Here is a 14,779-nt window from a genome sequence, read left to right as displayed (position 1 = left end):
TCTTATTCCATCCGAATGGAATTTTCTTTTCTTCCGAAAGGAATTACTTTTTCTCCCGAACATAAATCAAAGGATATTTAGCATGGTAAAGGTTAAAGATATATTGAGAGAAATAGAGCATTACGCCCCGCTGCCGCTTCAAGAAGGTTTTGACAATGCGGGTGTGCAAGTTGGCGACGTGAACCAGCATGCGACGGGTGTGTTGCTATGCCTAGATGTTACCGAGGAGGTGCTCGATGAAGCGATCGAGATGGGATGCAACCTGATCATCTCTCATCATCCTTTGGCCTTTAAGTCGTTTAAGTCGTTGACAGGCTCCAATTATATCGAGCGTTGCATGATGAAGGCGTGTAAGTATGATTTGGTGGTTTATGCTGCGCATACCAATCTTGATAATGCCGTAGGAGGCGTGAATTACCGTTTGGCAGAGTTGATCGGCTTGCAAAATGTACGGATCTTGAGCCCCCAAAAAGGCGCTTTGTTGAAGTTGGTGACGTTTGTCCCCGAGGCTTATGCCGAGATCATGCGGAATACCTTGTTCAATGCCGGTGCGGGAAGTATCGGGAACTATGATGCTTGCAGTTATAATTTACATGGCGAGGGAACATTCCGTGCCAATGCGGGATGCAATCCGTTTTGTGGTGAGATCGGCGAGGTGCATGTAGAGAAAGAGGTGCGTATGGAGATGATCCTTCCGGCATTCAAGAAGACAGCGGTGACCCGTGCTCTGTTATCCGTTCACCCGTATGAGGAGCCGGCTTTTGATTTTTATTCGTTATCAAACACATGGGAACAGGCAGGTTCTGGTGTAGTGGGAGAGTTGCCTGCCGAGGAAGATGAGTTAAGTTTCTTGTTACGGATCAAGGCCCTGTTTAACGTCGGTTGCGTGAAGCATTCCCCATTTACGGGTAAGCCTATCCGAGAGGTCGCTATCTGCGGAGGCAGCGGCGCTTTCTTGATCAAGGACGCTATTGCGTATGGTGCCGATGTCTTTATAACGGGGGAGGCGAAGTACAACGATTTTTACGATGTAGAGGACCAGATTCTACTGGCGGTTATCGGTCATTATGAATCGGAAATCTGTACAAAAGACATATTTTATAACATAATATCGAAAAAATTCCCTACCTTTGCGGTACATTTTTCGAATGTTAATTCAAACCCAGTAAAATATTTATAGAATGGCTACAGATAAACAATCAGCTGAAAAGGAATATACGGTTGAAGAAAAGCTTTCTACGCTGTATCAACTTCAGACGATGATGACTGAAATTGATAAGATCAAGACCCTTCGTGGTGAGCTTCCTCTGGAGGTTCAAGACTTGGAGGACGAGATCGCAGGACTGGAAACACGTCTCCAGAACTATCAAGCGGAGATCAAGGAGTTTGAGACTTCTGTTGTTGAGCAAAAGCATAAGATCACGGAATCTACCACATTGATAGATCGCTATAAGGCACAATTAGATAATGTGCGTAATAACCGGGAGTTTGATAACCTGTCTAAGGAGATCGAGTTCCAAGGTTTGGAAATTGAGTTCTCAGAGAAAAAAATCCGTGAATTCGGAGAGGCGGTAGACGCTAAGAAAAAAGATATCGCTGAACTGACTGAGAAGCTGGAAGGCCGTAAGGCTGACTTGGTTCAGAAAAAGAGCGAGTTGGAGCAGATCATTTCCGAGACAAAGCAGGATGAGGAGAAACTTCGTGAGAAAGCGAAGAAGCTGGAAGCCACTATCGAACCTCGTTTGTTGACCGCTTTCAAGCGTATCCGTAAAGGTGCTCGTAACGGTTTGGCTGTTGTTTATGTGCAACGTGGCGCTTGCGGTGGTTGCTTTAACAAGATCCCGCCTCAGAAGCAATTGGATATCAAGTTGCGTAAGAAAATTATTGTTTGCGAATACTGTGGTCGTATTATGATCGACCCGGAATTAGCAGGTGTAGAAGATTAATTCAAAAGATCTATAAGTAATGGCTCTAGCTAAAACCGGCTAGGGCCATTATTGTTTTTAATACAAAGATGTTATGATACATACGATACGTTTATATATAGAGAAGTACCGGCTGTTATCCGAGGATCGTCCGGTTTTGGTCGGATTGAGCGGTGGTGCCGATTCTGTGGCTTTGTTGGGCGTATTGGTGCGTTTGGGATATCCGTGTATAGCGCTTCATTGTAACTTTCATTTGCGTGGGGAGGAGTCGGATCGGGATGAGGCATTTGCCTGTGAGTTCGCGGAATCTTTGGAAGTACCCTTTCATAAGATAGATTTCGATACGATCTCTTATGCCGGAGAGAAGCATCTCTCGATAGAGATGGCTGCCCGTGAATTGCGCTATGCTTGGTTTGAGGAGATGCGGGAGCGGCAGGGAGGGCAGGCGATCGCCGTCGCCCATCACCGGGACGATAATGTGGAGACGGTCTTGATGAATTTGATACGGGGCACGGGAATCCGGGGGATGAGCGGGATCCGTCCGAGGAATGGTTTCATCGTCCGTCCTTTGCTGTGCGTAAGCCGTGAGGATATCTTGGCTTGGTTGGCGGATCAAGGCTACGCCTATATGGTGGATAGCACGAATTTATCGGATGCTTATACCCGTAATTTCATCCGTTTGAATGTGTTGCCGCTTTTGGAGGAGATAAATCCATCGGCCCGGAATACCATCGCACGTTCCGCCGAGCATCTTTCTGCCGCAGAGACTATATATATATATGTATTGGAACAAGCCCGGAAAGAGGTTGTCGTATCGGATGATCGTTTTTCTATCGGGGCGTTGATGCGGTTTCCGGCTCCGGAGACGATTTTGTATGAGTTATTAAAAGAATATGGTTTTACCCGTCTGGTCTCGGACGATATTTTCGCAGCCTTGACCAAGGAGCCCGGTAAGCTGTTTTACTCTTCCACCCATCGTTTGCTGAAGGATCGGGATTATTTATGGATCACTCCTTTAGAGAAGAAGGAAGAGCGAACCTTCGTTTTAGATCCGGAAAAGGGTATTAATCATGAACCTATTGAACTATCTTTCCAAAAACTTGTTATAACTATAGGTTTCCCTATCGAGAAGAATAAGCGGATCGCTTATTTGGATTATGATAAACTCGATTTCCCTTTAACATTGCGGACTTGGAAAGAAGGCGATTGGTTTATTCCCTTCGGAATGAAAGGACGTAAGAAGTTGAGTGACTATTTCTCCGATCATAAATTTAGCCGGATTGAGAAGGAGCGCACATGGCTTCTTTGTAGTGGCGACGCTATCGTTTGGGTGGTAGGAGAAAGGACTGATAATCGTTTTCGTATAGACGAATCAACAAAGCGTGTGCTAATTGTGAATTTTTTGGGCTAAATCCTCGTTTATTGTAAAAATATTCTTACATTTGCGAAGATTTACTCCGCAGATATGTTACTAATGGTTCAAATTAGCTGAACAATCCGGTTATTACATGAAAATTATAATTAAATAAAGATACAATGATACCATTGGGCGTACATCGTGTTTGTATATGTGATCCGTGTGTATGTACCATTTATATTATTACTTTGCAATATGCAGAAATATAACATTCTAGAACTAAATGAAAAACTTCTTCCCGAACTTCAAAGTATCGCGGAAGAGTTGGGAATAAAAAAAGTTAGCAGCTTAAAGAAAGAAGAGTTGGTTTATCGGATTCTTGATGAGCAAGCGATCTCCTATGCCGGCATCCAGGCTGAAAAGATGAAAGAGAAAGAGGCTAAGAAGCCTGCAGAGGGCCGTAAGAGAGGCCGTCCGGCCAAATCTCCTAAAGTGGCGAAGGCTGAGACTGCCGAAACTGCAGAGAGTACCCAACAGGCTCCGGAAAAGCTAGTGACTGCTCCGGCTGACAAGAAAGAGCAAAAAGAGCAGCCTGAACGTAAGAAAAGAGTCCGTATCGAGAAAAAGGAAAAGGTAGCGGGCGCTATCGCTCCTTCCGAGGATAACAAGGAAGTGGTGGTTTCGAAAGAGCCGCAAACGATCTCTACGGTAACGGAAATCTCGGCCGTGGAAACTCCGGCGGTAGCAGAGAGCCCGGTGGAGAAACCGTTGTTGCCTCCTGTTGTGGCGGAACTTGAAACGGAAGAAGAAGCCGCTTTGCCGGAAAATACGACTCCTGTAGAGGTAGCGGAAGAAACCACTTCTCCACAAGCGACAGAAGAAGAGCCTAAGCGCATCGTATTCCGCCATCCGGACGCTAAATCCGTATTGGATCAAATTTTCCCGTTCTCCGCTCCGAAACCCGAGGCTAACAAACCTCAACCCGAGGCCGCTCCCCAGCAGAATAATCCTCGACAGAACAATCGACAGAATAATCATAATAACAACCGTAATAACAATAACGCTAATAACAACCAGCAGGCTCAAGAGAAAATGTATGAGTTTGATGGCATCCTTACAGGAACCGGCGTGTTGGAGATGATGCAAGATGGTTACGGTTTCCTTCGTTCTTCAGATTATAACTATTTGACTTCACCGGACGATATTTATGTCTCTCAATCCCAGATCAAGTTATTTGGCTTGAAAACGGGTGACGTGGTAGAAGGTTCGATCCGTCCGCCGAAGGAAGGTGAGAAGTATTTCCCGTTGGTGAAAGTGGACAAGATCAATGGACGTACGCCGGAAGAGGTTCGCGACCGGGTTCCTTTTGATCATTTGACCCCGTTATTCCCGGATGAGAAATTCATGCTTACGGCACGTAAATCACCGAAAGTATACGATAATATCGCCGTACGTGTGGTTGATTTATTCTCCCCGATCGGAAAAGGGCAACGTGGTTTGATCGTCGCTCAACCGAAAACCGGTAAGACGATGTTGTTGAAAGATATCGCGAACGCTATCGCTTACAACCATCCCGAGGTTTATATGATTATATTATTGATCGACGAACGTCCGGAGGAGGTTACGGATATGGCTCGTAGCGTGGATGCGGAAGTGATCGCTTCTACATTCGACGAACCGGCTGAACGTCACGTGAAAATCGCTGAGATCGTATTGAACAAGGCGAAACGAATGGTAGAATGTGGTCATGATGTCGTGATTCTTCTGGACTCGATCACTCGTTTGGCTCGTGCTTATAATACGGTACAACCGGCTTCCGGTAAGGTGCTTTCCGGTGGTGTGGACGCAAATGCGTTGCAGAAGCCGAAGCGTTTCTTCGGTGCCGCCCGTAATATTGAGAATGGCGGTAGCCTTACGATTCTAGCCACCGCCCTTACGGAGACTGGCTCTAAGATGGACGACGTGATCTTCGAGGAATTCAAGGGTACGGGTAATATGGAGTTACAATTGGATCGTAAATTATCCAATAAACGTATCTATCCAGCTGTGGATATCACGGCTTCCAGCACTCGCCGTGATGATTTATTGCAGGATGAGAGCACGTTGAACCGTATGTGGGTCTTACGCAAATATCTATCAGACATGAACTCTATGGAGGCTATGGAATTTGTTAAGCAACGGATGGAACAAACCGTTGATAATATGGAATTCTTGGCATCCATGAACGGTTGATAATATCCCATAAAAAAACACTATACTTTTGAGTTCAAAGCAATATTGTTTTAGCTCCAAAAGTATAGTGTTTTTCTATTAAAAAGTATAGTGCTTTTATTGCACCTTTTTAGGTCTTCCACGATGTCCCATATTTCGTTTTTGTGGGCTCGAGGATGATCTTTTATCTTCACTTTTACGAGGCCGTCCTCTGCCTCTTTTATTCATACCGTATTTTTCCGGCTCATACAAGGGCACTTCGCCGAATTCCGGGCTGACCGGTATCTTATAAACCTCTTTTTCCAAGAAATCCTCTATGCGCTTGAATTGTGCTTGTTCGTCGATCGATACGAAAGTAATCGCCAATCCTTCGCCGTTCGTACCCCGTGCCGTACGTCCGATTCGGTGTACGTAATCCTCCGGATCATGCGGGATATCGAAGTTCACGACCAACTTGATGTCATTGATATCAATTCCACGTGCTACGACATCCGTAGCCACAAGGATATCGATATGTCCGCTCTTGAATTCTTTCATGACCTCCTCCCTTTGGGATTGCTCTAGATCCGAGTGCATGGCGGCTACATTGAACTTTAATCTTTTTAAGGTAGACGCTAATTCTTTCACCTTCATTTTAGAAGAGGAGAAGATAATTACCCGTTGAGGGCGGCTTTGAGTGAAGAGATCTTGTAGAATCTTGAGCTTTTGTGGATCGTAGCAGATATATGCGGTTTGCATGATAGATTCGGGTGGGCGTGAGATAGCGATCTTGACTTCTTCCGGATCTTTTAGGATGGTTTTAGCCAACGTCCGGATCTTAGGCGGCATGGTAGCCGAGAACATGATCGTCTGGCAGTAGGGGGGCAGCTGTTTATGAACCTGCATGATGTCGTCATAAAAACCCATATCCAGCATGCGGTCCGCCTCGTCTAAGACGAAGAACGACACTTTAGACAAATCTACAGTACCTAACTTAATATGGGACAATAAACGTCCCGGGGTAGCGATCACGATATCCGCACCCATCTCTAAACCTCTCTTTTGTTGTTCCCAAGCGATTCCGTCGGTACCTCCATACACGGCTACTGCGGATACGGAAGGTATAAAATAAGTGAATCCTTGAATTTGTTGGTCTATTTGTTGAGCCAATTCCCGGGTCGGTGCCATAATGACCGCATTCACCGCGTCTGTCGGATGACAACCTTTGCTTAGTTCATTAATAACTGGCAAAACATACGCCGCCGTTTTACCGGTTCCGGTCTGTGCGCAAGCGATGATGTCTTTACCTTCTAAAATGACAGGAATCGTTAACTCTTGGACTGGAGTCGTTTCGTCAAAATTCATGTCATAAAGCCCGTCTAATACGGCATCTTCCAAATCTAATTCATCAAATCTCATCTTTTTACATTCAAATTCCCGGTAAAGATAAAGATTATTTAGAAATATTATGCAATAGGTAGGTTTCTCTTTGGTGATAAATAGAAAAATAAATACCTTTATCCCCGAGTTATACCCCAAAAACGAAAGAATTAATATGAATAGTCTAGAAAGCGGAAGTAACGTTCAGTCTGGATTAGAGATGATCATGGAGAAGAGTCCCGATACGATTGTATTAGTAGATCGAAATCTTACTCTTGTCAAGGTTATTTCTGCAAAAGACGATTATTATCATTATTTAGCGAATAACTGTATCGGAAAGCAACCTCAAGCGTTGTTCCCGGACGGGAAGAACTACGATCAATATGAGATCTATAGAGCTGCGGTTAAACGTGTTTTCGAGGAGCAAGTGAAAGTGGATTTCTCTTTTGAGGTCTCTTTTGAAGGAAAGAACTATTATTATCTATCGCAAGCAAGCCTTTTTAATGAGGAGCTTGTAATCGTTTATACACGCAATGTATCTTCTCTGAAAACAGAAAACAATCTACAAGAACTGATCAATACGATATTAGATCGGTTACCGTTGGGGGTTTTCGTGAAAGATGGGGATAACCATTTTAATTACCTGTATTGGAATCATTTTATGGAGGAAATAACGGGTATTGAAACCCGGGAGATCGAGGGACATGATGATTTCGAGGTGAATTATAATGCCTTGATGACCGCCGAGGAGCGTCTGGAAACCGATATGAACGTGATCAAGACAGGACTGACCGCTAGATTCAAGGGCAAGGTAAAATCGGCCTCCGGCGATTACCGGGATATAGAGGTCGCTAAATATCCTATTTCCCTAAATAATGGCAAGCCGCTTGTCTTGGCTTTATGGAGAGATATAACTTCCGAGTTGGCTACGGAGAATACTTTGAGAAGAACCCGGATCTTGACGAAAATGGCATTGCGGATAAGTGATATACGTACATGCTCGATTTTCATCGATCCGGACAGTACCCATAATTTCAAGGATTCCGTTGTGACCTTGAACGATTGGAATACCATGTCGGAAGATATGATAGAGGTGTCATGGGGGCAGTTTATCAGCCGGGCGCATCCGGATGATCAAGAACATTATCATAATATGTTTACCCGTCTTTGCCGAGGGGAAATCTCTGAGGCAAGGATCGAGGCACGTATGCTATTTCCCGGCAAGAAGGAATATGTTTGGAGAGAGGTATTTGCTACCGTGTATGAACGGGACGAGAAAGGAAGACCTTCGGTTATCCTTGGATGTTCAACGAATATTCAGGAACGGAAGAATCAAGAATTAAGCCTTGAGGAGGCGAAGGTGAAGGCCGAGGCCGCTGATAAGATGAAATCGAAATATCTGGCGGATATGAGCCATGAGATCCGGACTCCTTTGAATGCGATTACCGGCTTCTCTGAATTGATGGCTTTTGCTGATACGGATGAGGAACGTATGTCGTACTACGATGTGATCAAGATGAATAACCAATTGTTGATGCAATTGATCAATGACATCTTGGATATCTCGAAGATCGAGGCGGATGCGATAAAGATCACATATGAGCAATTAGATGTCAGTGAATTGATGGATACGATTTATGCTTCCGCCAAGTTACGGGTTCCGGGAGGAGTCAAGTTAGTTTTGGAGAAAGGGGCTGACCACCATATGTTCGGTACGGATAGCATGCGTCTGTTGCAGTTGATTAATAATTTGGTGAACAACGCTATCAAGAACACGAAAGAAGGTAGCATCACGATGGGATATACCATTCAACCGGATAATCAATTACGTTTTTACGTAAGGGATACGGGAATCGGTATCGATAAGGACAAATTGAAAGATGTCTTCGGTCGTTTCGTGAAAATAAACGACTATATGGAAGGTATCGGATTAGGACTGGCTATCTGCAAAGGATTAGTTGTTAAGATGGGAGGTTCGATACATGTTACTTCTGAATTAGGGGTAGGTTCAGAGTTCTCCTTTATTTTGCCGTCTCACGAATAGCGCTATTTGTAATAGCGTTTATAAATTTGGTCGTATAATCCACTGTTCTTGATTTGCTGGAGCCAACTATTTAGGCTATCCAGTAGGACAGGGGAGTCTTTACGGACCGCCCACGATTGCAATTGGGTAAAACTGACATCCGTTAGGATATCGACTTCCGGCAGGTTTTTCTGGGTCATGCGAGCGATTTGTTGGTCGCATACGGCATAATCGATATCGCCTTTGGCTACCATGATCATAAGCTGCTCGGTAGAATATAACTCATCTTCCACCACGTAGATCGTATCGCCTATCTCGTGTCCCAGATTTTGCAGACGCAATAAGGCCGGGGAATCTTTCGGTATGTATAAAGTCTTTTGGGCTAAATCCAATTGGTTACGGATAGGGGCTTGTCCGTTGTTCGCCTCTGCCGTACGTTGTACCAAGACTTGCTTGTTGAGAACGATCGGTTCGGTGAACAGGTAGTTTTCCCGCATCTCGGAGGTGATGGGTATGTTTCTTGCGATTACGTCGCATTTGTTGTCCGATAATTCCTCGAAACTTTTCGCTAAACTCATTTCCAAATGCGTCTGAACCTCCAATCCGGATAATTTAGCGATCGCTTGGCTAAGCTCGTATTGAAAACCTTGCACTGTATCGCCTGATACGAAATACCCGGATTGATTGTATTCGGTTATCATCCGGAGAATTCCTTCTTCCTTGATTTCCGGATAATCACGAGGTCCGATCTCTTGGGGACGTTGGTTAAGTCTCCAAAGCTGTACCATTGTCACTACAGCGACAATCAGTAGGAAAGCGTATAGGATAAGCAACTTCTTAGATCTCATGGCAATCGATTAATTATTGAAAGTCACGGAGATGCCCATTTTCAAGACCATCGGGTCCAACGGATAATGCGCAAGAGAGAAGTAATGCGGGTCAACGAACTTAGAGCCTAGATTGTATGCCATGATGAAGAAGCGAGCTTGCTTCAAATGGAAATTCGCATAAGCGTTGATCAACGGATAATTGCCAACCTTCACTTTCTTGTCTTCTTCCTGTACTTGGAATTGCTGGGTAGCCGGCTCGTAATAAGGAGCGTAATAAGCGGTGTTGTAGTATACGTTCGCACCAATCTGTACGGTTAATACTTTCGCCAACTTAAACGCTAGATATATATTCGAGTATGCGCTGATATCCGGCAACGGAAGTTGAGACTTCTCGCTAGAAAGCTGGTAGGCTACCTCATTTTCCCATCCGAACGCACGGTACATGATATCTTGCTTGATACGGGCTGAGACAACTTGGATGTTCTTACTGCTTTGCTCCGGCAAACCTTTGCCGTTGAAGAATACATAATTCTGGATACTTTCCACTCCTCCGGATAACTGGGTACGGGTGGATTCCAAGTTGATTTTCGCTCCGGCGTAAATCCTTTGCACATTTTTCAATGATAGATCCCACCAATAGTAACGCCCATGATGGTGACGTTGGTAAAACGCCGGGGTGATATTCTTGATATATCCTTCCGCCTTGATGGTAGCGTCTTTCTTGAAAAGCTTGAATTTGGTCTGTAAGTCTCCGCTCACTCGAACCTCTCCGGCGTCACTTCCCGCAAGTCCTAATTCTCCACGGACATTGTAGGTAAGAAGGCTACCACGGCGTTTGGATAATTCGCCTCCGATGTAGGTCGTAAACTCATCATATACCTCGGAAGTAGGGAAATTTAATGTACTCGGCTCAGAGCTTCCACGACCATCCGGACCGTAATCCAGTCCGGGAACTTGGGATGCCAATCTAAACCGGCGTTTCTCGAAAGTAACGAAGGCGGTCAGCCCAAACTTAGCCCAATCTTGGAAACCTTCCCGCAAGGCCAACGCAAAAGTATTCTTTAAATTCCAGGAGGAAGTCTGGTCATTCAAAGATGCGTCCATACCATAAAGATGAGTGTAGCAGGTATCGATCCCGGCATCATTAGAGATAAAGCGTCTGCGGTTATCTTCGTAATCGATGGTATGGATGATACTGGAAACCGGAATGAATACCTCTTTTATGTTCCCTTCCTCATCGGTTTCTTCCAATTCTTTGGTAAAACCGAGATTGTATCTCTGTGTCAGGAAATATTGTTTTCCACGGACACGGTTCCATGTGTCCGTGTAACGGACAGGGTATGATTTACTATCGATATTTCTTTGATTCTCGGCCAAGTCATCGGGATTCGTGATATACTGGTCATTTGTAAGTCCACCGTTCTCGTAGTTTACGAAATTGAAATTACTTAAATAAGCGTTTAACTCGTAACGGTCGGTGATATAACTTCCGAAAAAACGATAACTTAATAATTTATTACCGTTGGAGTTATAATATCCGCGGCTATAGATATAATCCATCTCGCCACCGACATTGATCTTCTTGCCAAAGTTCATGGTCAGTACCCCTTTCAGTCGGTCCATCTTATTCTGGCTGGCTCCTCCTGTCGTATAAGTCACTTGGGTATAGGGTACTTTGGTATCATAGAAATAAGCGTTTGTCGGGGTCGTGATATAATAATCATAAGCATCGGCGAAGATGAAATCACGTTCCTCCTTACGTTCGTTAAAAATACGGGTTTGCGCCGGCGATCCCACATTCGCCAGATAACCTACGGCCAATGAGTTCGCTTCCACCAACGTACTATTCCCGAAATTTAATCGATTGGTATCCATAGGAGCGATATAACGTTCTCCCAAAAGAGGCGTGAGCCGATAACCGATGATTCGTTTTGATTTCAGCGCTGCGCTATCTGTTTGCAGCAAGCTATCCGGTATTTCCTTGTTTGAGGATGATAAATTAGATAACGAGAATCCACCTCGTCCTCCCCGGCTCCCGGAACGTCCTTGCGCATGCGCGGAAGCCGCCGTTCCTATCAGAAAAAGTAATATGTATAGATAATACTTCATGGGTTGCAAAGATATAACAAAAAATAATGTGCCAATTATAAAATATGCCAATATGCCAATCAGAAAACTTAATTGGCATATCGGCACATCAATGAATGAGCTTCTTATATTTTCTGTATAATCTCCATTCCTTTCTTAATGGCAGCCTCGTTCATCGGCAACAAATGATGGTGACGCTCGGGCAAGGATTTCTTCAATCCTAGCATGACGTTCTCCAATTGAACCATCGGGACGATATTAAGCAACCCGCCTAAGATCAACATATTGAATGCCTTCTCGTTCTTCATCTCGGTAGCGGCGTCCATGGCATCTACCCGATATACGTTAATATCCGTACGTTTCGCCGGCGTATGGATGCCATAACCATCGTAAATCAAGATACCGCCCGGTTTCACCTTGCTCTCGAACTTATCCATGGAAGGTTGGTTCAAGATAATAGCGATATCATATTCATTCAATACGGGTGAGCTGATACGCTCGTCGCTCAAGATAACGGTTACGTTGGCCGTACCGCCACGTTGCTCAGGTCCGTATGAAGGCATCCAGCTAACCTCCTTGCCTTCCATCAAACCGGAATAGGCCAAGATCTTACCCATAGACAATACACCTTGTCCACCGAAGCCTGCTATAATTATTTCTTGTTTCATTGTCGTTTACCGTATTACTTATTCAACATTCTTTAAGTCGCCCAGCGGGTAGAAGGGGAACATGTTCGCTTCCATCCATTTATTGGCTTTTTCCGGAGTCATCTTCCAGCCGGATGAGCAAGTGGAGACGAACTCTACCACAGAAGTACCCTTACCGGCCATAGCGTTCTCGAAAGCCTTACGAAGCATCTTCTTCGCTTTCCGTACGGCTGCGGCCGTCTGTACGCTTTGGCGTGTTACCAAGCAAGTTCCTTCCAATTGGGCTAATAAATCACCGATCTTCAGCGGGTAACCGTTCAAGGCGATGTTACGTCCGTAAGGACAGGTAGCTGTGGGCATACCTTCCAATGTAGTCGGAGCCATCTGTCCGCCGGTCATACCATAGATCGCGTTATTTACGAATACGATCACGATATTCTCGCCACGGTTGGCTGCATGAATCGTCTCGGCCGTACCGATAGCCGCCAAGTCACCATCTCCTTGATACGTGAATACCATCTTCTCCGGATTCAAGCGTTTAACGGCGGAAGCGATGGCTGGCGCACGTCCGTGGGCTGCCTCGATCCAATCGATATCCAAGTAGTTATATGCGAATACGGCACATCCCACGGGGGAGATACCGATTGTCTTATCTTCCAGACCCATATCGGCTATAACCTCGGCGATTAGCTTATGTATCACACCGTGGCTGCAACCGGGGCAGTAGTGCATGGGATTTTCATTCATCAATCTGGGCTTTTCATACACCAGATTTTCCGGTTTAATTATATCGTTGAGTTCCATAATCTTTAATTATTAATGTATATATCTTAGGACATATTGCACCAGCCGCAATACGATCGCCGCTCCACCGCAATACAAGAATACGGTCTTATCGCTAACAGCGAAGTAACATACCACGGCAGCTATGGCCAGTAGCATAAAGACCAGCGTCAATATCTCGTCAGCTTTACTTCCTCGTGTCATACGGATCAGAATAATTTTTCCTTCAGCGCGTTCAATACCTCATCCGGGGTGAATACGATTCCACCCAATCGGCCAAAGTGCTCTACCTTCACCTTACCATTTACGGCTAGGCGAACGTCCTCTACCATCTGTCCGGCGTTCAACTCAACCGATAACATACCTTTTACCTTATCCGCATAAGCGGCGATCACTTTTGTCGGGAACGGCCATAACGTGATCGGGCGTAACAAGCCAAGCTTGATACCTTCCGCACGGGCGATCTCAACTACCTTCTGGCAAATACGGGCGGAAGAACCGAACGCGATCAATAGATAATCAGCGTCCTCACATTGGAACTCCTCGTAACGAACCTCGTTTTCCTCGATCTTGCGATATTTCGCTTGGAAACGGATATTGTTCTCTTCCATCTTCGCCGGGTCTAGCTCCAAGGAAGTGATGACGTTACCTTTGCGTCCGCCCTTCTTTCCTTGTACGGCCCAAGGACATTGAGCGATAATCTCTTCCTCGGTACGGCGGGGTTGATAGGGAGGCAATACCACCTTCTCCATCATCTGTCCGATGATACCGTCTGCCAAGATAATAGCGGGGTTATTGTATTTGAAAGCCAGATCAAAACCAAGACCGACGAAATCAGCCATCTCCTGTACGGAAGATGGAGCCAAGGTTATCAAGCGATAATCGCCATGACCACCGCCTTTCACGGTCTGGAAATAATCAGCCTGACTTGGCTGGATCGTTCCTAATCCGGGACCGCCACGCATAACGTTCACGATCAGACAAGGAAGCTCCGCTCCTGCGATATAAGAAATACCTTCTTGTTTCAAGCTCACGCCCGGACTGGAAGAAGAGGTCATCACTTTCTTTCCGGAGCCGGCTCCGCCGTATACCATATTAATAGCGGCTACCTCGCTCTCCGCTTGTAAGACTACCATGCCGGTCTTTTCCCACGGCATCTCTGCCATAAGGGTTTCCAATATCTCCGACTGCGGAGTGATCGGATAGCCGAAGTAACCGTCCACGCCATAGCGGATAGCCGCATGGGCGATGGCCTCGTTACCCTTCATTAATTTTATATCTTCTGCCATATCTTGATATAACTTTATATTTTTACTTTGTAGATCGTTAGACAACCGTCCGGACAAACTAACCCGCAACTAGCGCAACCGATGCATGCGTCCGGGTTCTTCATGTACACATAGTGATACCCCTTGTTGTTTACTTCTCGTGGGTGCAACTCCAGTACATCCGACGGGCAGGCTACTACGCAAAGGTTACATCCCTTGCAGCGCTCTGTGTTTACAACAACAGCTCCTTTTATTTTCGCCATAATACTTGTTTATTTAAAATCTAAA

At 45.3% G+C, this 14,779-nt stretch carries 13 protein-coding genes; 5 read left to right on the top strand and 8 right to left on the bottom strand.

Annotated elements, in window-relative coordinates; all coding sequences use genetic code 11:
• The first annotated feature begins 82 nt into the window (after positions 1-82).
• From DWX33_RS18485 to rho, 4 genes are all read left to right on the top strand, one after another.
• Complete coding sequence (locus tag DWX33_RS18485) at positions 83-1,180, top strand: Nif3-like dinuclear metal center hexameric protein (RefSeq protein WP_036616768.1); 1,098 nt, start codon at positions 83-85, stop codon at positions 1,178-1,180.
• A 1-nt stretch (position 1,181) separates the two neighbouring features.
• Positions 1,182-1,946, top strand: coding sequence for a zinc ribbon domain-containing protein (locus DWX33_RS18480; protein ID WP_121956612.1), 765 nt, complete (start codon positions 1,182-1,184; stop codon positions 1,944-1,946).
• Between the two features lie 73 nt (positions 1,947-2,019).
• Positions 2,020-3,336 (top strand): tRNA lysidine(34) synthetase TilS, encoded by a 1,317-nt coding sequence (gene tilS, locus DWX33_RS18475; RefSeq protein WP_122143736.1) that lies wholly within the window; start codon positions 2,020-2,022, stop codon positions 3,334-3,336.
• Positions 3,337-3,537: 201 nt separating this feature from the next.
• Positions 3,538-5,514 carry a transcription termination factor Rho gene (gene rho, locus DWX33_RS18470; RefSeq protein ID WP_005868216.1) on the top strand — a complete coding sequence of 659 codons (1,977 nt, stop codon included), beginning with the start codon at positions 3,538-3,540 and terminating at the stop codon, positions 5,512-5,514.
• 96 nt (positions 5,515-5,610) lie between these two features.
• Here the strand turns inward: rho and DWX33_RS18465 are convergent, their stop codons facing one another.
• Positions 5,611-6,891: a DEAD/DEAH box helicase gene (locus tag DWX33_RS18465; protein ID WP_010182817.1), complete on the bottom strand. Its 1,281-nt coding sequence runs from the start codon at positions 6,889-6,891 to the stop codon at positions 5,611-5,613.
• Positions 6,892-7,027: 136 nt separating this feature from the next.
• Between DWX33_RS18465 and DWX33_RS18460 the strand changes: the two genes are divergently transcribed.
• Positions 7,028-8,896 (top strand): ATP-binding protein, encoded by a 1,869-nt coding sequence (locus DWX33_RS18460; RefSeq protein WP_122380834.1) that lies wholly within the window; start codon positions 7,028-7,030, stop codon positions 8,894-8,896.
• 2 nt (positions 8,897-8,898) lie between these two features.
• On the opposite strand, the gene DWX33_RS18455 is transcribed toward DWX33_RS18460, so the two are convergent.
• The 7 genes from DWX33_RS18455 to DWX33_RS18430 all read right to left on the bottom strand — a co-directional run bounded on the left by DWX33_RS18455 (position 8,899) and on the right by DWX33_RS18430 (position 14,754).
• Entirely contained in the window at positions 8,899-9,723 is an 825-nt protein-coding gene (locus DWX33_RS18455; RefSeq protein ID WP_008771887.1) for a transporter substrate-binding domain-containing protein, read from the bottom strand.
• Between the two features lie 9 nt (positions 9,724-9,732).
• Positions 9,733-11,814 carry a putative porin gene (locus DWX33_RS18450; RefSeq protein WP_057318807.1) on the bottom strand — a complete coding sequence of 694 codons (2,082 nt, stop codon included), beginning with the start codon at positions 11,812-11,814 and terminating at the stop codon, positions 9,733-9,735.
• A 104-nt stretch (positions 11,815-11,918) separates the two neighbouring features.
• Positions 11,919-12,461 carry a 2-oxoacid:acceptor oxidoreductase family protein gene (locus DWX33_RS18445; RefSeq protein WP_005856316.1) on the bottom strand — a complete coding sequence of 181 codons (543 nt, stop codon included), beginning with the start codon at positions 12,459-12,461 and terminating at the stop codon, positions 11,919-11,921.
• Between the two features lie 18 nt (positions 12,462-12,479).
• Positions 12,480-13,244 (bottom strand): thiamine pyrophosphate-dependent enzyme, encoded by a 765-nt coding sequence (locus DWX33_RS18440; RefSeq protein ID WP_005856318.1) that lies wholly within the window; start codon positions 13,242-13,244, stop codon positions 12,480-12,482.
• A gap of 12 nt (positions 13,245-13,256) precedes the next feature.
• Positions 13,257-13,427 (bottom strand): hypothetical protein, encoded by a 171-nt coding sequence (locus DWX33_RS22625; RefSeq protein WP_005868224.1) that lies wholly within the window; start codon positions 13,425-13,427, stop codon positions 13,257-13,259.
• Positions 13,428-13,432: 5 nt separating this feature from the next.
• Complete coding sequence (locus DWX33_RS18435) at positions 13,433-14,512, bottom strand: 3-methyl-2-oxobutanoate dehydrogenase subunit VorB (RefSeq protein WP_008780453.1); 1,080 nt, start codon at positions 14,510-14,512, stop codon at positions 13,433-13,435.
• 14 nt (positions 14,513-14,526) lie between these two features.
• On the bottom strand, positions 14,527-14,754 hold the full coding sequence (locus DWX33_RS18430) for a ferredoxin family protein (RefSeq protein ID WP_005856324.1): 228 nt from the start codon (positions 14,752-14,754) through the stop codon (positions 14,527-14,529).
• Positions 14,755-14,779: the final 25 nt, after the last annotated feature.

The organism is Parabacteroides sp. AF19-14, from assembly GCF_003635485.1.
GTDB lineage: Bacteria > Bacteroidota > Bacteroidia > Bacteroidales > Tannerellaceae > Parabacteroides > Parabacteroides distasonis.
The sequence above is the reverse complement of the archived record's forward strand: the minus strand, read 5'-3'. Positions and strand labels throughout refer to the sequence as shown.